We start from the raw sequence: 22,006 nt of genomic DNA, 5'->3' as shown, positions 1-22,006 counted from the left end.
GAAGGGGTAAAATGCTGGCATTTTACCCTTATCCCACAAAGGTGACCCTTGAGCGCAGGCAAAGCCGTCGGACTGTTATTACTCACTTCCCTGTTGGCGGCGTGCGGCACCTCGCCGCCACGCACGCCCAACGACCTCTGCGGTATCTTCCGCGAAAAAGACGACTGGTACGACGCCGCCAAGGTCACGCAAAAGCGCTGGGGCGTACCGATCCAGGTGCCGTTTGCCATCATGTATCAGGAGTCGGGCTTTCGCCACGACGCCAAGACCCCGCGTAAATACCTGCTGTGGATCATCCCATGGGGCCGCGTCTCCACCGCTTCCGGCTATGCCCAGGCCAAGGATGAAGTATGGAACGACTACCGCAAAGCCACCGGCCGCAGCGGCGCTGATCGCGAAGACTTCGACGACGCGATCGACTTTATCGGCTGGTACATGGACAAGACCTACACCATCAACGGCGTCTACAAATACGATGCCTACGGCCAGTACCTGAACTACCACGAAGGCTGGGGCGGCTACCGCCAGCGCACCTATGCCAGCAAAGCCTGGCTGCCGCCGGTAGCGAGCAAGGTACAGGCGCGTTCGCAGATGTATGCGCGCCAATATGCCGGGTGCAAGGATGAGTTGGGGCGCGGGTTCTGGAGCCGGTTCTGGCATTGGTTGTAAAGGGTCGACACGGCGACCTCTGAATGCATGCAGATTCAATGTGGGAGCTGACGCGGCTGTATGCATTCCAGCGAACGGTCCACCATCACGCTGGCCATTCCCCTGCACTTGCCAAACCCATCCGATTCTGGGAAAACCCCAGCCGTTGTCCCCTTCAATGAGAACCCCATGAGCAACGACGAACTACAGGTCACCGACATCCGCCTGGGCGACGGCAAAGCCGTGGTCAAGGGCGCGCTGATCACCACCCAATACACCGGCACCCTGGAAGATGGCACGGTGTTCGATTCCTCCTGGGAGCGGGGCAAACCGTTCCAGTGCGTGATCGGCACTGGCCGCGTGATCAAGGGGTGGGACCAGGGCTTGATGGGCATGCAGGTTGGCGGTGTACGCTCGTTGTATGTACCGGCGCACCTGGCCTATGGCGAGCGCTCGATGGGTGCGCATATCAAACCCAACAGTAATCTGCGCTTCGAAATTGAATTGCTGGAAGTGCTGACACGGGATGATTGAAGAGGTTGAACATGGACGTTGATCCACAGGTGTTGCCTGGCAGTTTCCTCGAAGGCATTCGGGTGGTTGAGCTGCTTGGCTGCGATGAAGCTGAGCTGCAGCAGTTTTTTGAACAGGCGCCGGCTTACTTCATCGCGGTGAATGGCGAACCGGCTACCCCGTCCGAAGCACGGGAAGAATTACGCGGCCAATTACCCGCCGGCTGGCATTGCAGCCGCCTGTACTGGCTGGGTTACCGAGATGCGCAGGGCCACCTGGTCGCCGTGGTGAATATCGCCGCGGATTTGCTCGCCACCGGGGTGTGGCACATCGGGTTGCTGCTGGTGCATGCGCGCTGGCACGGCAGCGGGCTGGCGCAGCGCTTGCACGCGGACCTTGAGGCCTGGGCGGTGGCGAAGGGCGCCCAGTGGCTGCGGCTGACGGTAGTGGTGGGCAATACCAGGGCCGAGCGTTTTTGGCCCAGACTTGGCTATGTACAGGTGCGTACCCGCGAGGGCATCACGATGGGTCGGCAGGTGAATAAGGTGTCTATCCAGGTAAAGGGTGTTGCCAGCGCGAGCATTGAAGACTACGTGGCGTTGGTTGAAAGGGATCGACCTGATACGCCATAGCCAGGGATGTACATCAATCCCATGTAGACGCTGATTAGGCGTGCTGCCGTATCGTTGCGTATGCAGAGTGCCAGGCAGTGAATTTGTAGCTGACACACCGCTATCGCAGCATAGGTATCTACACAACTTCGGCGCGACGCTGGACCTGTGGCGAGGGAGCTTGCTCCCGTGACGGCCTGGCAGTCGACGCTGATCGAGCTGACGCACCGCGATCCAAATGTGGGAGCTGGCTTGCCTGCGAAGACGGCCTGACAGTCAACACAGTTGGACCGTGTACATATCCATTCCTGCGGTAACGGCTACTCAGGGTTCCGCTTTTACAGCGGCTCACTTTTGAAAAGCCGGACTGCCGGCCCAGACAAAAGTAAGCAAAACGCTCTTTCCTGAACCCATCCTGAAGAACCTTCTTATTCACCAGCCTGCCACTTTCCTACGGTTTACTCCGCCAACATCGGGGCGTAAGCTTCGCGCGTTTTCATCAATAGCGGAGACCCTCAGTGGGTACTTGTTCGAGTGACAGTCGTCGGCCGGTTTCGGTAACCGGCCTCTACTTGGCAAGGTAACGCGCATTTTCCAGATGCCGTTGTCTCGCCTCATAAAGCGAGAAGCGGCATCCCGGCGGTGGCCAGTCCTGGCACCTGCCTGATTCCCTCTCATCGACGCTGACCAGCACCTGGGTAACGCCTGGATGCTACGGACGCGCCTGCCTGTTACGGCGGGCGGGCCAGGTTCGGCTGTGCCTGTGTGACGGGCGCGGTGTGGACGGGCAGTACCTGCACGACGGTTTTTCCTCGCGCAGGAGTTACACCATGAACCTCACTTTGCTCAAAGAGTTCTTCGCCGGTTTCCTGCGGACCCGGCATATCGCCCGGCATTTTCGCCGCCTGGCGATGCTGGAGACCGTGACCGATGCCAGCGTCAGCCGCGAAGTACCGCCCAGCCTGGCGCAGACACTGGTGGCCTCTGCCAACCGCAGCACTGTGCAATTGCTGGGCGTGCTGGGCAGCCACGCCGAGGGCTTGAGCTCTCAGGAAGCCGACGCCTTGCGCGTGCAATACGGCCTTAACGAAGTCGAGCACGAACAGCCGCTGCCGTGGTGGGTGCACCTGTGGCATTGCTACAAGAATCCGTTCAACCTGCTGCTGACCCTGTTGGCGGTGATCTCTTGGCTGACCGAAGACATGAAGGCCGCCACGGTGATTTTCTCCATGGTGGTGCTTTCGACCCTGTTGCGCTTCTGGCAGGAGGCCAAGTCGAACAAGGCCGCCGACGCCTTGAAGGCCATGGTGAGCAATACCGCGACGGTGCTGCGCCGCGATGCTGCCAAGCGCATTGAACTGCCGATCAAACAACTGGTACCAGGCGATCTGATTGTGTTGTCGGCCGGCGACATGATCCCCGCGGACTGCCGCGTGCTCAGCGCCAAGGACTTGTTCGTCAGCCAAGCGGCTATGACCGGTGAATCCATGCCGGTGGAAAAGTTCGCCCACCAGCAGGACGCCCACACGCGCAACCCGCTGGAGTTGGAGAACATTCTGTTCATGGGCACCAACGTGGTGTCCGGCGCCGCCACGGCGGTCATCCTCGCCACCGGCAACAGCACGTATTTTGGTGCCTTGGCGCAACGCGTCACGGCGACGGACCGTGCGACCACCTCGTTCCAGCAGGGGGTCAACAAGGTCAGTTGGTTGCTGATTCGCTTTATGTTCGTGATGGCGCCGCTGGTGCTGTTCATCAACGGCTTCACCAAGGGCGACTGGACCGAGGCGTTGCTGTTCGCGCTGTCGATTGCGGTAGGCTTGACCCCGGAAATGCTGCCCATGATCGTCACCTCGACCTTGGCCAAGGGCGCGGTGTTTCTGTCGCGCAAGAAGGTCATCGTCAAGCGCCTGGACGCGATCCAGAACTTCGGCGCCATGGACGTGCTGTGCACCGACAAGACCGGCACGCTCACTCAGGACAAGATTTTCCTGGCGCGCCATGTGGACGTGTGGGGCCAGGAGTCGGACGACGTGCTGGAAATGGCCTATCTCAACAGCTACTACCAGACCGGCCTGAAAAACCTGTTGGATGTGGCCGTGCTCGAGCATGTGGACATCCATCGTGAGCTGAAAGTCGGTACCGCGTTCCACAAGGTCGACGAGATCCCATTCGACTTCAACCGCCGCCGCATGTCGGTGGTGGTGGCCGAGGAGCACCAACCGCACCTGTTGATCTGCAAAGGGGCGGTGGAGGAAATTTTGTCGGTGTGCAATCGCGTGCGTCATGGTGACGTCGATGAGGCACTGACCGACGAACTGCTGGCGCGCATTCGCCAGGTGACCGCGGCCTTTAACGAAGAAGGGCTGCGGGTGGTGGCGGTAGCGGCGCAGCCGATGCCGGCAGGACGTGACACCTACACCCTGGCCGATGAAAACAACCTGACGCTGATCGGCTACGTGGCGTTTCTCGACCCGCCCAAGGAAAGCACCGCGCCCGCCCTCAAGGCCCTGAAGGCCCACGGCGTGGCGGTGAAAGTGTTGACCGGCGACAACGAACTGGTCACGGCGAAGATCTGCCGCGAAGTGGGCCTGGAGCAACAAGGCTTGCTGATGGGCAACGACATCGAGTCGATGAGCGACGCCGAACTGGCCCTGGCCGTGGAAACCACCAATGTGTTTGCCAAGCTCACGCCCAGCCACAAGGAACGCATCGTGCGGCTGCTCAAGGCCAACGGACATGTGGTCGGCTTTATGGGCGATGGCATCAACGACGCTCCGGCGTTGCGCACGGCGGATATCGGGATTTCGGTGGACAGTGCGGTGGACATCGCCAAGGAAGCGGCCGACATCATCCTGCTGGAGAAGAGCCTGATGATCCTGGAGGAGGGCGTGCTGGAAGGCCGGCGCACCTTCGCCAACATGCTCAAATACATCAAGATGACCGCCAGTTCGAACTTCGGCAACGTGTTCTCGGTGTTGGTGGCCAGTGCCTTTATCCCGTTTTTGCCGATGCTGCCGATGCACCTGCTGGTGCAAAACCTGCTGTATGACATCTCGCAGATTGCGATTCCGTTCGACAACGTCGATGACGAGATGCTTGCCACGCCGCAACGCTGGCAGCCGGGGGAAGTGGGGCGCTTCATGTTGTTTTTCGGGCCGATCAGTTCGATCTTCGACATCACCACGTTCGCACTCATGTGGTATGTGTTTGATGCCAACACTCCAGACCACCAAACGCTATTTCAATCCGGCTGGTTTGTGGTGGGGCTGCTGACCCAGACCCTGATCGTGCACATGATCCGCACGCCAAAAATCCCATTCCTGCAAAGCCGCGCAGCGCTGCCGTTGATGTTGATGACCGGCGTGATCATGGCCGTGGGGATATTCCTGCCGATGGGGCCTTTGGCGCACTACTTCAAATTGCAGGCGCTGCCGTCGCTGTACTTCGTGTTCCTGCCGGTGATTTTGCTGGCGTACATGGCGCTGACTCAGGCAGTGAAGGGCTACTACATTCGCAGGTTTGGCTGGCAGTAACAGGTTCCATGCAACATCGCAAATCCTGTGGGAGCCGGGCTTGCCCGCGATGACGGTGTATCAGTCGCCAGATTCATTGGTGGTGTACCGCTATCGCAGGCAAGCCAGCTCCTACAGGGACCTGCGAGTTACCAATGTGCCGCTGCATTCATGGAGATTTCTTATGCAGGCAATCAACAACATCAACCTCAACTCCCTGGTCGACACCGTGGTCAGCCTCAGCGCTGCGTTTATTCTCGGTGGCCTCATCGGGTTCGAGCGCCAGTACCGCCAGCGCACCGCCGGCTTACGTACCAATGTGCTGGTGGCGGTGGGCGCGGCGATCTTTGTCGACATGGCCAACCGACTGGGCGGTGCGGAAGGCGCGGTGCGCGTGGTCGCTTACGTGGTGTCGGGCATTGGCTTCCTGGGGGCGGGTGTGATCATGCGGGAGGAGGGCAATGTGCGCGGGCTCAATACGGCCGCCACCCTCTGGGCTTCGGCCGCGGTGGGTGCCTGCGCCGGCGCCGACCTGATCCTCGAGGCGTTGCTGGGCACGCTGTTTGTGCTGGCGGCCAACACCTTGCTGCGGCCGATCGTCAACAACATCAATCGTCAGCCCTTGGACGTGGTGTCGGCAGAGGTCACCAATATCCTCTATGTCATTGCGCGCCGCAGTCAGCAACAGGCCGTGATGGTGTTACTGGAAGCCGAGTTGGCACGCTGCAACTACCCTGCCAGCGACGTCGACGTGCGACCGTTCGGCAGTGACGAAGTGGAAATCGAGGCCATCCTGGCCGCCACGTCGGTGGATGGCGACGAACTGGACGCGCTGGTGGCGCGCCTCTCAACGTCAACCCTGGTGGTGCAGGCCTTCTGGAGTCCGAGCACCACCGACTGATCCTTATGGGCTGGCCAGGATTGGCTAAGCTTGCATGTGGAAAAATCCTACATGTTGTCCGGATTATCCCTTCGGTTGAAACATCATTGCATTGCTAAAGTTGGGTACTTGCGGCTGTTGCGCCGTTGAGGCCCGGCGTTCGTCGCTCTGTTGAGTTAATTGAAAGGGCCAGACACTGCTTGGTTACCGCTTCAAGGAAGCAGTGCCGCTTGTCGGAACTGTCATTTCTCACAGGTACCCAGGTCCGGCGTGATGTGTAAGGGTATTTTGTCCACATAAGGAAGTTTTATGAGCAAAGCATTAATTGTGGATGACCATCCGTTTATCCGGGCAACGGTCAAACACCTCCTGCAATTGGAGGGGTTTGATGAGATTTTTCAGGCGGGGGATGGCGCTGACGCCATGCAGTTGGCGAGGGAGCAACGTCCCGAGCTGATTATCCTCGACCTGGCGATGCCTAAATTAGGCGGGTTGGAGGTTATCAGCCGCATCAAGGCGTTGGGCTTGCCGTGCAAGATTCTGGTGCTGACCTCCTACCTGGCGGTATTTTTTTCTACCCGTTGCATGCGTTCCGGTGCGATGGGGTTCGTCGCCAAGACCGGTGAGCTGGATGAGCTGCAAAAGGCTATCAAAGCGATCATGTCGGGCTACAGCTGCTTCCCCAGTTTGCCGACCAGTTCGGTGCGCCGCGATGATCTGCAAGAAACGGAACGGCAGATGATCGAGTGCTTATCGGACCGTGAGTTAACCGTATTGCAAATGTTGGCCCTGGGGCTGGGCAACAAGGAAATTGCCGAACAGATGCTGCTGAGCCACAAGACCATCAGCACTTACAAGACTCGACTCAAGGAGAAGTTACGCATGTCTTCGGTAGTGCACTTATCCAAGTTTGCCCAGCGCAACCATCTGATCTGAATTGAGATGATCACCACCGCGTTTATAAGGTTCGCCACGATCTTCTGGATGAGCCTGTTACCTCAGATCGCGGTGGCCCTGGATGAGCCCCATGCTTTGCGGCTGTTGGGGCACTCACGTATTGACACCCCGCAGGTAGCACTGGACGAGTCTGATTGGCGCTGGCTGCGCGAGCGGCGCACATTGTTGATGGGGGTTTCTGCTCCCGATTACGCGCCTTTTGACTTGACCAATAACAACGACGAGCTCGAAGGTATCACCGCCGATTTTGCCGCACTGGTGGGTCAGGCCCTGCATATCTCCATAGAGGTACGGCGTTACGATACCCGCGATGAAGTGATCGAAGCCTTGAAGCAGGGGGGCGTGGATTTTCTCGGTTCCGCCAATGGCTACGAAGCGGCCGACCCACAACTGCTTTTGTCTCGCTCCTACGCCAACGATCAACCGACCCTGGTGACTCGCAGCGGCGATAGCCAGGTGTTGAACGACGACCTGGCGGGCAAGCGCGTAGCGATGCTGTATCACTATATGCAGCCCGACGCCGTTCGGGCGTTTTACCCCCAGGCCCAATTGGAGTTGTTTGCCTCGACTTTCGAAGCCATTGGTGCCGTAGCGTTTGGTCGCGCCGACGTCTATTTGGGGGATGCTATCAGCAGCAACTATCTGATCAATCGCAATCACCTCAACAATGTACGTATGGCGGATTTTTCCGGCTTGGAAGTCAACCCGTTTGCGTTTGCCGTCGCCCGCGAAAATACACGTTTACTGCCCATTCTCAATGCCGCGCTGGAGGCGATTCCCGCCAGCGAGCAGATGGAAATCCTGCGCCGCTGGAGCGGAGGTAACCTGGGGATAATCGGCGTTGACCGGTTGCATTTGAGTGCCAGCGAACAACGCTGGGTGCAAAAGAATCCAAGGGTCAGAGTCGCGGTACTCAATGACTTTCTACCGTTATCTTTTATTGGTGATCAAGGCCAGTTCGAAGGGTTGAGTGCCGAGGTACTATCGCGTATCAGCTTGCGTACCGGCTTGAAGTTCGATGTGGTCCCGGGCGGCTCATTGCCGCGCCAGATCAATATCGTCAGTGCGGGTACGGCGGACATGCTGGCGGTCGTCACGCCTAGCGCGGAGCGTGCTGAAAAAGTGCGCTTTACCCGGCCCTACCTGACCAATCCCTTTGTGCTGGTAACCCGTAACGGTCCCCACAGCCCGCTCACGCTGGAGGACATGGTCGGCAAACGCCTGGCCATGGTGGTCGGCAATGGCCTGCATGAGGACATAGCGAAAAATTTTCCAGGTGTGATGTTTGTCGACGTGGAGAACCCCCAGCAAGCCATGGCGCTGGTGGCCAATGGTGACGCCGACGGCGCGGTCAACTCGTTGATCAGCGCACGTTATCTGATCACCCGGTATTACCGCGACCGCTTGCGTGTCAGCAGCACGGTTGGCATTGAGCCTGCACGCGTGACCTTTGGGGTAAATCGCAGTCAGTTGGAGCTGTATTCGATCCTCGACAAGGCGCTGCTGAGCATCACCCCTCAGGAAATGGACGAACTGATTGGCCAGTGGCGTAGCGAGGTCATCATCGAGGACAGCTATTGGTTGCGTTATCGTAATGTGATTCTTCAGGGCTTTGGGTTGGCGGCGTTGTTGTTGGCCATCACGCTGGGCTGGGCGATTTACCTGCGCAGCCTGATTCGCAAGCGCCTGCAGGCCGAGCGAGCGCTGAGCGATCAGATGCGGTTCATGAGCGTATTGATCGACGGCACGCCGCACCCGATTTACGTGCGTGATCGCCAAGGGCGATTGATGGCCTGCAATAACGCCTACCTCGACGTGTTTGGCTACAAACTTGAAGACGTGATCGGCAGGACCGTAGTGGAAACCGACATCGAAAACCCGCCACAGGCCCGGTCGTTTCATGACGATTACCTGCGCTTGATGGCCGGCGGCGAGCCGCAGATTCATGATCGAATCCTCAAGGTGCCCAATGGCGATGTGCTGACCATTTACCAGTGGATGCTGCCGTATCGCGACGGCGACGAGAAGGTGGTGGGCATGATTGCCGGTTGGGTAGACGTAAGCGAACGGCACCGGCTGCTCGGCCAGCTACAGGAAGCCAAGGACGATGCCGACGCCGCCAATCGCGCCAAGACGACCTTCCTGGCGACCATGAGCCACGAGATCCGCACGCCGATGAACGCCGTGATCGGCATGATCGAACTGGCCTTGAAAAATGCCGAGCAGGGACGGGTCGACCGCGATGCTCTGGAGGTGGCCTCGGTGGCTTCGCGGGGTATGTTGGAGCTGATCGGCGATATTCTCGATATAGCGCGGATCGAGTCCGGGCATTTGTCACTGACCCTGGAGCCCGCCAACCTGCATGAGTTGTTGGCGTCGGTCGCACGCGTATTCGAGGGGCTGGCCCGAGCCAAGGGGTTGGCACTGCAGGTTGAGCTGGACCCGTTGATTGACCAGGCGGTGCTGGTCGACCCGCTGCGATTCAAGCAGGTGGTCTCGAATCTGCTGAGCAATGCCATCAAGTTCACTCCCCATGGGCAGGTCAGTTTGGTCGCGCAGGCGGTGGTCGAGGGCGATCGCTTGGCCGTGCAGTTATGGGTGCAAGATACCGGCATCGGAATCAGCGTCACCGACCAGCAGCGGTTGTTCAGTGTGTTCATCCAGGGCAGCAATAACCAGCAATCGGCACGCAGCGGGTCTGGGCTGGGGTTGGTGATCAGCCGCAGCCTGTGCGAAATGATGGGCGGCCAATTGCACTTGAGTAGTGTGTTGGGGCACGGCACTCGGGTGGACGTGACGTTGACCCTGGTCATGACCGCCACGCTGCCAGCCCCGATTGAGCCTGTGCAAGAGGCGGCGCCTGAGGGGCGCGCGCTGAGCATTCTGGTGGTGGACGACTACCCGGCCAACCGCTTGCTGCTGGCCCGACAGTTGAGCTTTCTGGGCCACCGTATCATCACGGCCGAAGACGGTGTCCAAGGGCTTGAACAGTGGCGAACGGGGCAGTTCGACGGCGTCATTACCGATTGCAATATGCCGTTCAAGAACGGCTATCAGTTGGCCCAGGAGATTCGCGCACAGGAGCGTGAGCGGGGTCTGGGGCCCTGCCTGTTACTCGGGTTCACCGCCAACGCCCAGCCGGAGGAAGCCGAGCGCTGTCGGCAGGCTGGCATGGATGGCTGCCTGTTCAAGCCCACCGGGCTGGACGACTTGCGGGCGGCATTGGCGTCGCGTTCAGTTGGCACGAGCCCGCGACCCTTGGTTACCTTCAACTTGAGCACCCTGGTTGCGCTGACCGGGGATGATCATGCCGCGCTGGTCGAATTGCTGGCGCCGTTACTCGAAAGCCTGGAGGCGGATCGTGCCTTGCTGCCACGGCTGGCAAGCCAGGCAGACTTTGCCAAGTTGCACGACCTGGCTCATCGTGCCAAGGGAGGCGCGCGGATGGTCAAGGCCAACCCATTGATCAGTGTATGTGAGGCATTGGAGGCGGCGTGTGAACAGCGGGACCGTCAGGCATTGGGACCAGCGGTTGAAAGCGTGGGTGAGGCGATCGATGTTTTGCATCATGGCTTAAGCGCTTATTGCAATCAGCTCTGACTGTGGTTGATCGCCTTTCGGAGGATTTGGGAAAGTTCTTACATGAAGGGGGAATATGCCTGATTTTTTCGTCGGCATATGTCTGGAAAATGGGCGACGCTCACTGTCGAGCACTGCCTGCCCAGGGGTTTGCCATGCCGAACAAAGCATTGACCATCCTGATTGCCGATGAACAGCATCTGCAACGCCTGTACATCGAGAAAATGCTCAACCAGTTGGGCTATTACCGGATCGTGCCGGTGCAAACGTTCGAGGAGTTACGGATTCTCACCGCTATTCCTGCCGACCCATTCGATGTGCTGATTATCAATGCGGCGCTGATGGCCCAGGCTTACGAAGCTCAGCCTCAGGTACGTCATGTGCTGGTCTACGATCACCTGGATCTGGGTGCGCCTTGCGGTGTAACGCCGGTAATACGGGTGCGCCTGCCGGGCGTGCCGGACAACGTCAATCTTGAACATTTCATGGGCATCGTCGACCCCTCGGAGGTCTTCCACGGCCTGCGAGTGTTGCCGTGGCTGCGGGAGTTATCCCGCATGCCGGTGGCCAGGGCCTAGCCGCGTCCCTTAGGGAGCTTGCCCCCGCTGGGGCGCGAAGCGGACCCGCTTTTTGTCTAAAATGACGGGGCCTGCACCCCGTCCAGCGAGAGCAAGCTCCCTCCCGGATTTTGATTTTCACCGATCAGTCGGCTTTGCGGTGTTCCCGCAACCGCTCGGCGGCACTGCGTAACAACTGCTCGGTCCCGTCCCAACCCAGGCAACCATCGGTCACCGAAACGCCGTATTTCATCGACGCGCTCAGCGGCTGGCAGCCTTCGAACAGGTGACTTTCAAGCATCATGCCGACCAGCGAGGTATCACCTTGCAGGCGCTGCTCCAGCACGTCATTGAATACCGCCGGTTGGCGCAGCGGGTTCTTGCCGCTGTTGGCATGGCTGCAATCGACCATGATCCGTGCCGCCACCTTGGACTTGGCCAGGTCGTGCTTTACGCCGGCCACGCTTTGCGCATCGTAGTTGGGCCCACGGTGGCCGCCGCGCAGCACCAAGTGGGTGTCGGGGTTGCCGGGAGTCTGGATGATCGCCGGGTGGCCCTGGCTGTCCACGCCGAAATGGCGATGCGGGTGAGAGGCTGAGCGCATCGCATCGCAGGCAATGGCGACGCCACCGTCGGTGCCGTTCTTGAAGCCCACGGGCATGCCCAGGCCGCTGGCCATTTCGCGGTGAATCTGCGACTCGGTAGTGCGTGCGCCAATGGCGACCCAAGTGAGCAGGTCATCGAAGTAGCCGGCGGCCATGGGTTGCAGCAACTCGGTGGCCACCGGCAGGCCCAGGCGCAGCATTTCACGCATCAGTTCGCGGGACAGGGTCAGGCCGGCGGCCATGTCATCGCTGCCGTCCAAGTGTGGATCGTAGGCCAAGCCTTTCCAGCCCACAGTGGTGCGCGGTTTCTCGACGTAGGCACGGATCACCAGCAGCATCTGGTCGCTGACTTCAAGCGCGAGCTTCTTCAGATTGCGCGCGTATTCCATGGCCGATTCCGGGTCGTGGATAGAGCACGGGCCGACAATCACCAGCAAGCGTGAGTCTTCGCCATTGAGGATGGCGCGCACGGCTTGGCGATGGGCGTGGACTTGTTCGTTGAGGAACGGGCTGAGCGGGAGTTGGTGCTTGAGTTCAAGAGCGCTGGGCAAACGCTGGGTCAAGGCTTCATTGGCGCTGTTGAGGGTAGAGACGGGCAAAGCGGCGACGGAGGAGTTCATATTCAAGGCTTCCTGGGCAAGCGGCGGGCGATTCCCGCACGCTTGGCCTACTGGGGTGTTCGACAATTGGCAGTATCGGCTACGTGTGTTGGCTTGCCACCACGGGGTGACCGGTCGGAGGCGGCAGGCTGTCCCGAACGGAGCTGGCTAAATCGCCATGCAGTGCAAGTGTCGTAGCGGTAATAGGTGGCGTAGTTCATGGTGTGATTCCTTTAAGTGAGCGTGAAAAACAAGTTATCAGGCGCTGAAAAAACAAAACCCCCGGTCGGGGAGCCGACCGGGGGTTTAGATTTCTCTGGTAGGCGACCCCTTGAGTAGTGGGCGCCGATTTCAGGTATCAGGCGCGCCAGTGGCTAAACCAATACCCAAAATAAAAGCCTGCCAGTGTGCTCGAACCGTTCACACGGATAGCCGACACCGAGCGCAAGGCGCTGGCAGCAGGGCAAACCTGAGTGTGGGTGAGTGGCAACATGGGGCTCTCCAAATGATGGGGGGAGCTTACTAGAGGCGTGCGGGTGGATTCAATCAGTAATTTCTATTGCGTGGTAGTACTTACCGCTATGGGGTAAGTGTGGATATGCTGATAACTCTCAACCAGTGATTGCCAGGACGCGACCATGACTGCCTTGACCCTTGCTGCGGCGCAAACCGTTTCCATCCCGGGCGATGTCGCTGCCAATATCCAGCGGCACCTGGCGTTGATGCGGGCCGCGGCTGAACAGGGCGTGCAATGCCTGGTGTTTCCAGAACTGTCACTGACGGGCTACGAGCCGTTCCTGGCGGCCGACTTGGCCATCGGCCCGCAAGACGCCGTGTTGACGCCGTTGCGTGAGTTGGCGCGGGAGCTGCGGTTGACGGCTGTGGTGGGCATGCCGGTGCGTCTGGCGCCACAAACAGGTGTGCTGATCGGCGCGCTGGTGCTTGGGGCGGACGGTTCAGTAGGCGTCTACACCAAGCAGCATCTGCACCCCGGCGAAGAGCTGGCATTTGCCGCGGGGCAGGGCGGTGAGGCCCTGGAATTGGCAGAGGAGCGTATCGCATTGGCAGTGTGTGCGGACTTTTCCCAGGCCAGCCATCCACGTCAAGCGGCGGCAGCGGGCGCCACGGTGTATGCCGCCGGCGTACTGATCAGCGAGGGAGGCTACGCGGCGGACAGTGCTTTGCTTGAAGGCTATGCGGCCGAGCATGGCCTGTTGGTACTGATGGCTAACCACGGTGGCCCATCTGGAGGCTGGGCTTGTGCCGGTCGCAGTGCGATCTGGACCGCCGATGGCAACTTGCTTGTTGCCGCCCCCGGTGTCGGCGACGCGTTGGTGATCGCCCGTCGCGATGGCGGGCAGTGGACCGGCCAAGTGGTTGCCCTCTGAATGAGGTTTCATTTGCGCCGGGCCACCGAGCAGGACTTGCCGTTTGCCCGCACCCTGACCCAGCAGGCCATGAGCTATTACTACCGTCAGAACGGTTTGTTGTGGTCCAACGACGGCTTCGACGTGGCCTGGGCGGGCCGCGAGAACTGGCTGATCTGCAACGATGATGGCGTCATGGGCTTTATCAGCCTGAGCCGCGACGGCAAGGCCCTGTATATCCGCGAGCTGCACCTGCTGGAATGCTGCCGCAAGCAGGGCGCGGGCACATGGGTGCTGGAGCAAATGGCGCTCAAGGCACGCGTCGAGGGCCTGGGCTTTCTACGTTTGACGGTGTTCAAGACCAACCCGGCAAGAAGGCTGTATCAGCGCCTGGGGTTGAGCATTGTCGGTGAAGAGGATGGCTTCTGGCGGATGGAGCGTGAGTGTCGCGCACTCACCTCGGACTAAAACAGGCACGTCCTACAAATAAGCGCATACTGCTGTCAGCTAGTGCTTTGTTCATCGTGGGATTGAGCTTCAGGTTCATCCACGATAACGCCCTCTTTCATGCCCAGAAGTACCGCCACTTTATGGGCTTCTCCACGCCTTCCCTTTTTTCGCCCGGCGAGCACTTGATAGGTGGTTGCCGGGTCTACGCCATGCTCCCGGGCGAACGCTTGAACTGACTTTCCTTGATGTTCCAGCCAGGCCTTGGCTTGTGCAGCAGTACGGATTCCGGGCATAGTTCAAAACCGTTCAAGTTTGTTTAACGAAGTGATGGTGTGACACCTCTTGGGGTGTGCCAATTTAGGATCATACATCCAAATGAGTGGAATCGGTTCGCGCTTAAGGCAAGAAAGAGAGCGACTTGGCCTGTCGCAGAAAGTTTTTGGAGAAATTGGAGGCGTTGAAGCGAACGCCCAAGGCAAATATGAAAGCGGTGGTCGTGCACCCAAGGCCGACTATTTGTCTCGCGTCGCCGAAAAAGGTGTGGATATCCTGTACGTATTGACCGGCAGCCCAACGCCGATCCAGCTGGATAACCTGAGCAAGATCGAAGAAAAAGTGTTGGGCAATTACCGAGCGATGTTCAAGGAAGACCAGGACGCAATCCGTCGCTTGACCAGTACCTTGGCTGAGCATTCATCCGTGGTGAACGGAAAAGCCAAGTCGCACCCCCAGGATTCCTGACCTTTAGCCCAGGAAACAGTGCTGTTCGCCAGCCGGCGAACAGCCGCAGCACGTTGAATCTCTATATATATGACACTTGCAACTAGGTCTGCGCCTTGGTTTTTTGCTAAGGTGTTCAGCAACCTATAAGACCATATCGCGAGGTGTCTGCTTGATTAGGGTGCTAGTAGTCGATGACCATGATCTCGTTCGTACAGGCATTACACGAATGCTGGCTGACATCGACGGCCTGCAAGTAGTCGGCCAGGCGGAGTCGGGGGAGGAATCCCTGATCAAGGCCCGGGAGTTGAAGCCCGATGTGGTACTGATGGACGTCAAGATGCCTGGGATTGGCGGTCTTGGTGCCACGACCAAGCTATTGCGCAGCCACCCGGACATCAAGGTCGTGGTGGTCACGGTGTGCGAGGAAGACCCGTTCCCCACCCGTTTGCTGCAAGCCGGTGCCGCCGGCTACCTCACCAAGGGCGCAGGCCTGGCCGAGATGGTGCAAGCCATTCGCCTGGTATTTGCCGGCCAGCGGTATATCAGCCCGCAGATTGCCCAGCAATTGGCGATCAAGTCGTTCCAGCCCACCAGCGATTCGCCATTTGATGCGCTGTCGGAGCGGGAAATCCAGATCGCCCTGATGATCGTCGGTTGCCAGAAGGTGCAGACCATCTCTGACAAGCTGTGCCTGTCGCCCAAGACCGTCAATACCTACCGTTATCGTATCTTCGAGAAGCTTGCCATCAGCAGTGATGTTGAATTGACCCTGCTCGCAGTGCGCCACGGCATGGTGGACGCCAGCGCCTGACATGACCACACCGTTTGATCCGAGTGCCTTTCTCTCCACCTGCAGTGGCCGCCCCGGCGTGTACCGCATGTTCGACAGCGAGGCGCGCCTGCTTTACGTGGGCAAAGCCAAGAACCTGAAGAACCGTCTGGCGAGCTACTTTCGCAAGACCGGCCTTGCGCCGAAAACCGCCGCTTTGGTGGCGCGTATCGCCCAGGTCGAAACCACCATCACCGCCAATGAAACCGAGGCGCTGCTGCTTGAGCAGACGCTGATCAAGGAATGGCGGCCGCCTTACAACATCCTGCTGCGTGATGATAAATCCTACCCTTACGTGTTTTTATCGGATGGCAACTTTCCGCGCCTGAGCATTCACCGCGGGGCAAAAAAGCAAAAGGGCAAGTACTTCGGGCCTTACCCCAGCGCTGGGGCGATTCGTGAAAGCCTGAGCCTGCTGCAAAAAACCTTTTTTGTGCGTCAATGCGAAGACAGCTTCTACAAGAACCGCACCCGGCCGTGCCTGCAATACCAGATCAAGCGCTGCAAGGCGCCCTGCGTGGGCCTGGTGGAACCTTCGGAGTACGCCGAAGATGTGCGCCATTCGGTGATGTTCCTCGAAGGGCGCAGCAACGCACTCACCGACGAGCTGTCCGGGGCCATGGAGCAGGCCGCCAGCACCCTCGATTTCGAAAAGGCCGCCGAACTGCGCGACCAGATCTCCCTGCTGCGCCGTGTCCAGGACCAGCAAAGCATGGAAGGCGGCACCGGTGACGTCGACGTGATCGCCGCGTTCGTCAACCCGGGCGGCGCCTGTGTGCACCTGATCAGCGTACGAGGCGGGCGGGTATTAGGCAGCAAGAACTTCTTCCCGCAGACCGGTATCGACGAAGACGTGGCAGAGGTCATGGCCGCGTTCCTTGGCCAGTACTACGTCAGCAGCCCTGAGCGGGACCTGCCGTCTGAACTGATCGTCAACGTGGTGCACGAAGACTTCCCCACCTTGATCGAGGCCATCCACGAGCTGCGCGGCCGCGAGCTGGACATCAGCCACCGCGTACGCGGCACCCGTGCCCGCTGGCAGCAACTGGCCGTCACCAACGCCGAACAGGCCCTGGGTGCACGCCTGGCCAATCGACAGCACGTCGCTGCACGCTTCGACGCCCTGGCCGAGGTCCTCAACCTGGACGAGCCGCCCCAGCGCCTGGAGTGCTACGACATCAGCCACTCCAGCGGTGAGGCCACGGTGGCCTCTTGCGTGGTATTCGGGCCGGAAGGGCCGATCAAGGCCGACTATCGGCGCTACAACATCGAAGGCGTTACCGCCGGCGATGACTACGCCGCCATGCACCAGGCGCTCACGCGGCGATTCAGCAAGTTGAAGGACGGGGAGGGCAAGTTGCCCGATATCCTGCTGGTAGACGGGGGCAAGGGCCAGTTATCCATGGCCCGTGACGTGCTCAACGAACTGGCGGTGCCCGACCTGATCCTGCTCGGTGTGGCCAAGGGCACCACGCGCAAGGCCGGTTTCGAGACGTTGTACTTGAATGATGCCGCCCATGAGTTCACGTTGAAGGGCGACTCACCCGCACTGCACCTGATTCAACAAATTCGCGACGAAGCGCACCGTTTCGCCATTACCGGCCACCGCGCCCGCCGTGGCAAAACTCGGCGAACCTCAACCCTGGAAGGGGTTGCGGGGGTAGGCCCGACGCGACGTCGCGACTTGCTTAAACATTTTGGTGGCTTGCAGGAGCTGTCCCGTGCCAGCATTGACGAGATAGCCAAAGCACCCGGTATCAGTAAAAAGCTCGCTGAATTGATTTATGCAAACCTGCACAGCGAATAGAATGCCTTCTCACCTCGTAGCCAGTTGTGCCGATGAATATCCCTAATCTGATCACCGTACTACGCGTCCTGCTTATCCCGATTTTCATATTGTTGTTCTATTTGCCGTATGAATGGAGCTACGTCGCGTCCAGTTCGGTATTTGCCTTCGCAGCCGCCACCGACTGGCTCGACGGCTACCTGGCCCGCCGCCTGGAACAGAGCACGCCCTTCGGCGCGTTCCTCGACCCCGTGGCCGACAAACTCATGGTGGCCGTCGCCCTGGTGCTGCTAGTGCAGGAACACGGCAACCTGTGGCTGACCCTCCCGGCCGCCGTCATCATCGGCCGCGAAATCGTCGTCTCGGCACTGCGCGAATGGATGGCCGAAATCGGCGCGCGCGCCCACGTCGCCGTTTCCAACATGGGCAAATGGAAGACGGCCGCGCAGATGCTCGCGCTGGTGATCCTGCTGGCCAACCCGTCGGACTTCTCGTTCTGGGTGCTCACGGGCTACGCCTTGCTGCTGGTCGCGGCCGGCCTGACCCTGTGGTCCATGCTGCAATATCTGCGTGCGGCCTGGCCCCATCTGCGAACCACCGTTGAAAAGAAATAAAACTTTTTTGAATCAAGGGGTTGACGGGTGCTGAGGATTCTATAGAATGCGCATCACCAAGCGGGAATAGCTCAGTTGGTAGAGCACGACCTTGCCAAGGTCGGGGTCGCGAGTTCGAGTCTCGTTTCCCGCTCCAAGCATTAATGAAAAAGCCACTCTAACGAGTGGCTTTTTTTTGCTTGTGATTTACGGAATAGACGCTTAGGCGTCTTTTTTGTTTGTGCGCACAACCGTAGGGGACGCGCTCAAGTTCGTATGTTACCAGATCCGCTCAGTTCGCCTGGGTCGCCAGGCCAACTACTGTTCGCTCAACTTCCCGATGCGCCTCGACGCCTTGGGAGGGTGTCACTTCTGGCACCGATAATCCTGAGTAACGGTGGTTTCCAGGCAGTGGAATTGCCCCATCGTGTGGCACACGGATTTTTGCGCGCCTGCGCGCTCAGCGCGCGCGTAGTTCCAAAACTGGCAGCGCCCCGTGGCAATCGCCAACCCTTGGGACTCCCGGATCTGCGCGTACTCAAACGGCGTCTGTACGTAGAAGAGTTGCACAAGGCCGTCGGACGGGTTGCCGCCGGTGGCCTCCCAATATTTCGGCGTTGCGCAGCCTGCAAAGAGCGGTAGGGCGATGGCGACGATGATGGATTTCATTGTCGAGGACGATCCTTCATGGAAATGACATTTGTCAGGTGTTTTTTTGTTAGCCAGCCTTAGCGTAGGTCGCCTTAAGGCGGCCCAAATTTGACCGACTGGCAGCCACTGGACAGCAGCAACTCGCCTTCATCGGCTTCAAACCCGACAATCTTTCTGTCCTGATCGACGATGATGGAAAGGATGCAGCGATTCGGGTTATTGACGGTTGCCCAATAGTTGGTGTGCACCATCACGTTGCCCTGCCTTTCCGCGCTTTGTGCCACCACCTCATTGCTGTTGTAGGACGTGTCGCGGTACCACTGCATCACCACATGCTGGTCGTCAGCGGTGCGATCCATTTTTTGGGGTGGACCAAAGAAATTGAGGGCGTCCTGCGCCGGGCGGCCTTTCCATTGGCTGCGCGCGTACATTTCCGGGACGGTGTCAAAACTGACGCAGCCGGTCTGCAGCAGTACGAGGGCCAAGGCCAATGCGCCTGTGTATTTCATGTTGATCACTCATTATTCAAGCGTGCCGGTTGGCGCCGGAGGTCATTTTTTCTCAGGTGCGCCCAAGAGGAAATTGAGGTCGCGCATCACGTCCTCGGTGCTGCTCTTCTTGGACTCAATGCGGATCGGCTGATTACCCGGCAACTGATTGAATAGGCCTTGCTGCGTGATCGCTACCAGTTGTGCGTTGTCGATGGAGCCAACGCCCATTGGCATCATGGCGTTGGACTTGCGTTTGCCTGGTGCGCAGGCGAAGTCATAGCCATGCTCCAGCCAGCTCTTGGGCACCGGCACCCAGCGTTTAGGCGCCGGCAGCACCGTGGTGGCCCCGGCGCGCAGGTAGGCGGTGGCCGAGTTCACCCTGAGCTGTCGTTGCGCGCATTGCAGCTCCAGCGTGTAGCTCACGTAGTTGGGGCTGTTGGGACTTTCGAACACCTGCACGACCGTCAGCTGTGTGTTTTGCGGGTCTTGTTGTGTGGCTTTTACCGACTGTGTATCGGCGAAGAACAGGTCTCTGTTAGGCGTGTCGCCGGTGCCAAAGATCATCCACCAATCGGTGGCCAGCGCGGGGGCTGCGCTTAGCGATAAGAGGGCGAAGGTCGAACCTGCGAGCAGGCGCTTTCGCAAACCGAGGGTGATGTTGTTGTACATGGTCAATCGACTCCTGTCGTGGACGCTGGGAGGGCCAAGGCTCAATCAAATGAGCGAGTGGGCACATCCTAGGCAGTGTCATCCGTGGGCTTCAATAACGTGGGCGCAATCAGGACGCGTCCTGCGAACCCATGCGCTGGGTCTGTAGGAGGTGTCTTTCAATGGCGTTGTGGGGGCGGTATCACGGTAGTGAAAACGCTCCAGAAATTGGAGGGTGGCACGCCGACGTCCATCCACATAGCCGGTGCGTGCGATGCCCGCACCGGTTGTCAGGGTTACTTCGTGCAGGTCAGGCGCGAGTACTTCGGCGGCTCAAGCAGGATGCCTGGAGTCATGACCGTCGAGCAGTTGAACACACGGCCCTTGGCGGTCGTGGCTTTGAAGTTCAGTTCAGCGCCGCCCAGGAAGTCCTCCTTGCTCTTGGTGACCGGGCCCATGGTCAGCTCATCCGTAGAGGCCAAGCCAATCGCCTCTGCTGTGACTTTGTGTATCTGCAATACGTTGGGATTGGTGGTGCAGCCGGCCAGCAGGCTGGTCAGTGCGAGCAGGAGGAGGGCGGTTGAGGTCTTGGTCATGGGTGTGGCTCCTTGCGAGTGGCGGCGACCAGAAATTGTGCGCCGTGCCGCCTGTGGGAATAATGAGGGGACAGAGATTTTCCCTACGGCGGCGGAGTGAACTGGTCAAGTAATCCCGGACACCGATTACGGTGTTTATGCCGCTTTTTGCTCCATGGCTATTGGCGACAGGTAGTTGTTGTAGCTGTGGAGCCTGATTCGATTGTATCGCATGAAGAAGCTGGTCATATCCTGCCTGGCTTCTTCAACTGTCGTATAACCCTTGGTGGGCACCCACTCTGACTTGAGCGTCCCGAAGAAACGCTCTGTTGGCGCGTTGTCCCAGCACTGCCCCCTGCGGCTCATGCTTTGCGTTATCCCATGTTCCAGCAGCTCAGACTGAAAGCGCTGGCTGGTGTATTGGCAGCCTTGATCCGAATGAAAGATCAAGCCTGCATGTTTGCCTCGAACCTCCACCGCCATTCTCAGCGCCTTGCTAACCAGGTCGGCGTCATTGATCAGGGAAAACGCCCAGCCAATGATTCGGCGGGCGAACAGATCAATGACCGCTGCCAAGTGATACCAGCGTTTACCAACCATCAGGCTGGTAACGTCGCCGCACCAGACCTGATTAATTGCGGCTGGCTCGAAGTTACGCTCGAGCAAGTTCTTGGCCACAAATGCTTCGACTCCTCTAGAGCGATACTGATGGCGGCGGCGCTGCCTGCTGGCCAGATTTGCCTCCGCCATGAGTTTTCCGGCCAGATGCCGTCCCACCTTGATCTGCTGGGCCTTCAAGTGCTGAGAGATCATCCGCGCGCCTGAACTTCCCCGGCTTTCGTCATGCAGTTGCACGACTTTTGCTCTGAGTGCGTCACGCTTGGTATTCGGCGCTGAGCGACGCTTAAGCCAGTCATAAAACGCGCTACGGGAAACGCCCAGCGCACTGCAAAGCAGGCAGGTCGGATATGAACTCGACTCTCTCAGTTCCTCGATCAGGAAAAACGATCGGGATCCGACATCAAGAGAGCCGTAGCCTTTTTTAAGATTTCAGCCTCGGTCTCCAGACGCTTGATCTTGGCTCGCAGCTGCTGCAGCTCTCGCTGTTCTTCGCTGATTGCCTTGGTACCAACCACTGGCTGCCCTTTCAGGCGTTCTTTACGAACCTGATCAACCCAGCGGCGCAGAGCCGTAGGGCCAACTTCCATCGATGCACATACGTCGGGAACTGAGCAATTATCATCAAGAACCATGCTTGCAGCACGTTGCTTGAACTCGCGGGTGTAGGTCTTTCGCTCTTGCATGGAAACCTCCTGATTGGGCGAATCATATCGCCCTTAAGAGGTGTCCGGGAGCATTAGGCCAGTTCACCGACTATTGGGTGATTGAGAACACACGTTGATCGACGGCATGCACCTGCGCACGGATG

The 22,006-nt window shown here is 59.1% G+C and carries 22 protein-coding genes and 1 tRNA gene; 15 read left to right on the top strand and 8 right to left on the bottom strand.

The window, feature by feature from the left end; all coding sequences use genetic code 11:
• The first annotated feature begins 48 nt into the window (after positions 1-48).
• From FXO12_RS07625 to FXO12_RS07590, 8 genes are all read left to right on the top strand, one after another.
• On the top strand, positions 49-669 hold the full coding sequence (locus FXO12_RS07625; RefSeq protein ID WP_034127075.1) for a lipoprotein: 621 nt from the start codon (positions 49-51) through the stop codon (positions 667-669).
• 168 nt (positions 670-837) lie between these two features.
• Positions 838-1,182: an FKBP-type peptidyl-prolyl cis-trans isomerase gene (locus FXO12_RS07620; protein WP_034127076.1), complete on the top strand. Its 345-nt coding sequence runs from the start codon at positions 838-840 to the stop codon at positions 1,180-1,182.
• An 11-nt stretch (positions 1,183-1,193) separates the two neighbouring features.
• Positions 1,194-1,793 carry a GNAT family N-acetyltransferase gene (locus FXO12_RS07615; RefSeq protein WP_057978368.1) on the top strand — a complete coding sequence of 200 codons (600 nt, stop codon included), beginning with the start codon at positions 1,194-1,196 and terminating at the stop codon, positions 1,791-1,793.
• Positions 1,794-2,602: 809 nt separating this feature from the next.
• Complete coding sequence (mgtA, locus tag FXO12_RS07610; RefSeq protein WP_060772661.1) at positions 2,603-5,308, top strand: magnesium-translocating P-type ATPase; 2,706 nt, start codon at positions 2,603-2,605, stop codon at positions 5,306-5,308.
• 163 nt (positions 5,309-5,471) lie between these two features.
• Entirely contained in the window at positions 5,472-6,188 is a 717-nt protein-coding gene (locus FXO12_RS07605) for an MgtC/SapB family protein (protein WP_003190369.1), read from the top strand.
• Positions 6,189-6,476: 288 nt separating this feature from the next.
• Positions 6,477-7,103 carry a response regulator transcription factor gene (locus FXO12_RS07600; protein WP_034127079.1) on the top strand — a complete coding sequence of 209 codons (627 nt, stop codon included), beginning with the start codon at positions 6,477-6,479 and terminating at the stop codon, positions 7,101-7,103.
• A gap of 6 nt (positions 7,104-7,109) precedes the next feature.
• Positions 7,110-10,724, top strand: coding sequence for a transporter substrate-binding domain-containing protein (locus FXO12_RS07595; RefSeq protein ID WP_057978365.1), 3,615 nt, complete (start codon positions 7,110-7,112; stop codon positions 10,722-10,724).
• A gap of 134 nt (positions 10,725-10,858) precedes the next feature.
• Positions 10,859-11,281: a hypothetical protein gene (locus FXO12_RS07590; protein ID WP_057978362.1), complete on the top strand. Its 423-nt coding sequence runs from the start codon at positions 10,859-10,861 to the stop codon at positions 11,279-11,281.
• Positions 11,282-11,405: 124 nt separating this feature from the next.
• Here the strand turns inward: FXO12_RS07590 and FXO12_RS07585 are convergent, their stop codons facing one another.
• Positions 11,406-12,485 carry a 3-deoxy-7-phosphoheptulonate synthase gene (locus FXO12_RS07585; protein WP_057978359.1) on the bottom strand — a complete coding sequence of 360 codons (1,080 nt, stop codon included), beginning with the start codon at positions 12,483-12,485 and terminating at the stop codon, positions 11,406-11,408.
• A gap of 617 nt (positions 12,486-13,102) precedes the next feature.
• Between FXO12_RS07585 and FXO12_RS07580 the strand changes: the two genes are divergently transcribed.
• Positions 13,103-13,852 carry a carbon-nitrogen hydrolase family protein gene (locus tag FXO12_RS07580; RefSeq protein WP_057978357.1) on the top strand — a complete coding sequence of 250 codons (750 nt, stop codon included), beginning with the start codon at positions 13,103-13,105 and terminating at the stop codon, positions 13,850-13,852.
• Positions 13,853-14,299, top strand: a complete 447-nt coding sequence (locus FXO12_RS07575) for a GNAT family N-acetyltransferase (RefSeq protein ID WP_057978354.1) — start codon at positions 13,853-13,855, stop codon at positions 14,297-14,299.
• Between the two features lie 35 nt (positions 14,300-14,334).
• Here FXO12_RS07575 and FXO12_RS07570 read toward each other — a convergent pair whose 3' ends face one another.
• Positions 14,335-14,574, bottom strand: coding sequence for a DNA-binding protein (locus tag FXO12_RS07570; protein WP_044273192.1), 240 nt, complete (start codon positions 14,572-14,574; stop codon positions 14,335-14,337).
• Between the two features lie 82 nt (positions 14,575-14,656).
• On the opposite strand from FXO12_RS07570, the gene FXO12_RS07565 reads away from it, so the two are divergent.
• The 5 genes from FXO12_RS07565 to FXO12_RS07545 all read left to right on the top strand — a co-directional run bounded on the left by FXO12_RS07565 (position 14,657) and on the right by FXO12_RS07545 (position 18,369).
• Complete coding sequence (locus FXO12_RS07565) at positions 14,657-15,022, top strand: helix-turn-helix domain-containing protein (protein ID WP_054895748.1); 366 nt, start codon at positions 14,657-14,659, stop codon at positions 15,020-15,022.
• A 151-nt stretch (positions 15,023-15,173) separates the two neighbouring features.
• Positions 15,174-15,815 carry a UvrY/SirA/GacA family response regulator transcription factor gene (uvrY, locus tag FXO12_RS07560; protein WP_003190387.1) on the top strand — a complete coding sequence of 214 codons (642 nt, stop codon included), beginning with the start codon at positions 15,174-15,176 and terminating at the stop codon, positions 15,813-15,815.
• A 1-nt stretch (position 15,816) separates the two neighbouring features.
• Positions 15,817-17,640 (top strand): excinuclease ABC subunit UvrC, encoded by a 1,824-nt coding sequence (gene uvrC, locus FXO12_RS07555; RefSeq protein WP_019821446.1) that lies wholly within the window; start codon positions 15,817-15,819, stop codon positions 17,638-17,640.
• A 32-nt stretch (positions 17,641-17,672) separates the two neighbouring features.
• Positions 17,673-18,233, top strand: a complete 561-nt coding sequence (gene pgsA / locus FXO12_RS07550) for a CDP-diacylglycerol--glycerol-3-phosphate 3-phosphatidyltransferase (RefSeq protein ID WP_003190391.1) — start codon at positions 17,673-17,675, stop codon at positions 18,231-18,233.
• Positions 18,234-18,293: 60 nt separating this feature from the next.
• Positions 18,294-18,369, top strand: a tRNA-Gly gene (locus FXO12_RS07545).
• A 209-nt stretch (positions 18,370-18,578) separates the two neighbouring features.
• Here the strand turns inward: FXO12_RS07545 and yecR are convergent.
• The 6 genes from yecR to FXO12_RS28940 form a co-directional block, all read right to left on the bottom strand.
• Positions 18,579-18,881 (bottom strand): YecR family lipoprotein, encoded by a 303-nt coding sequence (gene yecR, locus FXO12_RS07540; RefSeq protein ID WP_057978352.1) that lies wholly within the window; start codon positions 18,879-18,881, stop codon positions 18,579-18,581.
• A gap of 74 nt (positions 18,882-18,955) precedes the next feature.
• Positions 18,956-19,372, bottom strand: coding sequence for a hypothetical protein (locus FXO12_RS07535; RefSeq protein WP_057978349.1), 417 nt, complete (start codon positions 19,370-19,372; stop codon positions 18,956-18,958).
• A gap of 42 nt (positions 19,373-19,414) precedes the next feature.
• Complete coding sequence (locus FXO12_RS07530; protein WP_057978347.1) at positions 19,415-20,023, bottom strand: hypothetical protein; 609 nt, start codon at positions 20,021-20,023, stop codon at positions 19,415-19,417.
• A 275-nt stretch (positions 20,024-20,298) separates the two neighbouring features.
• Positions 20,299-20,598, bottom strand: a complete 300-nt coding sequence (locus FXO12_RS07525) for a hypothetical protein (RefSeq protein ID WP_054922084.1) — start codon at positions 20,596-20,598, stop codon at positions 20,299-20,301.
• Positions 20,599-20,733: 135 nt separating this feature from the next.
• Positions 20,734-21,564 carry an IS3 family transposase gene (locus FXO12_RS07520; RefSeq protein ID WP_232458742.1) on the bottom strand — a complete coding sequence of 277 codons (831 nt, stop codon included), beginning with the start codon at positions 21,562-21,564 and terminating at the stop codon, positions 20,734-20,736.
• An 8-nt stretch (positions 21,565-21,572) separates the two neighbouring features.
• Positions 21,573-21,881, bottom strand: a complete 309-nt coding sequence (locus tag FXO12_RS28940; protein WP_057978987.1) for a transposase — start codon at positions 21,879-21,881, stop codon at positions 21,573-21,575.
• Positions 21,882-22,006: the final 125 nt, after the last annotated feature.

The organism is Pseudomonas sp. J380 (genome assembly GCF_009827115.1).
Classification (GTDB): domain Bacteria; phylum Pseudomonadota; class Gammaproteobacteria; order Pseudomonadales; family Pseudomonadaceae; genus Aquipseudomonas; species Aquipseudomonas paracarnis.
Note: the sequence above shows the minus strand (reverse complement) of the source record. Positions and strands in the feature narration are given on the sequence as shown.

Coding starts and splice junctions, on each gene's coding strand:
- FXO12_RS07565 (WP_054895748.1), top strand. CDS start 14,657: ATGAGTGGAATCGGTTCGCGCTTAAGGCAAGAAAGAGAGCGACTTGGC.
- uvrC (WP_019821446.1), top strand. CDS start 15,817: ATGACCACACCGTTTGATCCGAGTGCCTTTCTCTCCACCTGCAGTGGC.
- FXO12_RS07600 (WP_034127079.1), top strand. CDS start 6,477: ATGAGCAAAGCATTAATTGTGGATGACCATCCGTTTATCCGGGCAACG.
- FXO12_RS07595 (WP_057978365.1), top strand. CDS start 7,110: ATGATCACCACCGCGTTTATAAGGTTCGCCACGATCTTCTGGATGAGC.
- mgtA (WP_060772661.1), top strand. CDS start 2,603: ATGAACCTCACTTTGCTCAAAGAGTTCTTCGCCGGTTTCCTGCGGACC.
- FXO12_RS07605 (WP_003190369.1), top strand. CDS start 5,472: ATGCAGGCAATCAACAACATCAACCTCAACTCCCTGGTCGACACCGTG.
- FXO12_RS07620 (WP_034127076.1), top strand. CDS start 838: ATGAGCAACGACGAACTACAGGTCACCGACATCCGCCTGGGCGACGGC.
- FXO12_RS07615 (WP_057978368.1), top strand. CDS start 1,194: ATGGACGTTGATCCACAGGTGTTGCCTGGCAGTTTCCTCGAAGGCATT.
- pgsA (WP_003190391.1), top strand. CDS start 17,673: ATGAATATCCCTAATCTGATCACCGTACTACGCGTCCTGCTTATCCCG.
- FXO12_RS07570 (WP_044273192.1), bottom strand. CDS start 14,574: ATGCCCGGAATCCGTACTGCTGCACAAGCCAAGGCCTGGCTGGAACAT.
- FXO12_RS07580 (WP_057978357.1), top strand. CDS start 13,103: ATGACTGCCTTGACCCTTGCTGCGGCGCAAACCGTTTCCATCCCGGGC.
- FXO12_RS07530 (WP_057978347.1), bottom strand. CDS start 20,023: ATGTACAACAACATCACCCTCGGTTTGCGAAAGCGCCTGCTCGCAGGT.
- FXO12_RS07585 (WP_057978359.1), bottom strand. CDS start 12,485: ATGAACTCCTCCGTCGCCGCTTTGCCCGTCTCTACCCTCAACAGCGCC.
- FXO12_RS28940 (WP_057978987.1), bottom strand. CDS start 21,881: ATGCAAGAGCGAAAGACCTACACCCGCGAGTTCAAGCAACGTGCTGCA.
- FXO12_RS07535 (WP_057978349.1), bottom strand. CDS start 19,372: ATGAAATACACAGGCGCATTGGCCTTGGCCCTCGTACTGCTGCAGACC.
- FXO12_RS07575 (WP_057978354.1), top strand. CDS start 13,853: ATGAGGTTTCATTTGCGCCGGGCCACCGAGCAGGACTTGCCGTTTGCC.
- yecR (WP_057978352.1), bottom strand. CDS start 18,881: ATGAAATCCATCATCGTCGCCATCGCCCTACCGCTCTTTGCAGGCTGC.
- FXO12_RS07590 (WP_057978362.1), top strand. CDS start 10,859: ATGCCGAACAAAGCATTGACCATCCTGATTGCCGATGAACAGCATCTG.
- FXO12_RS07525 (WP_054922084.1), bottom strand. CDS start 20,598: ATGACCAAGACCTCAACCGCCCTCCTCCTGCTCGCACTGACCAGCCTG.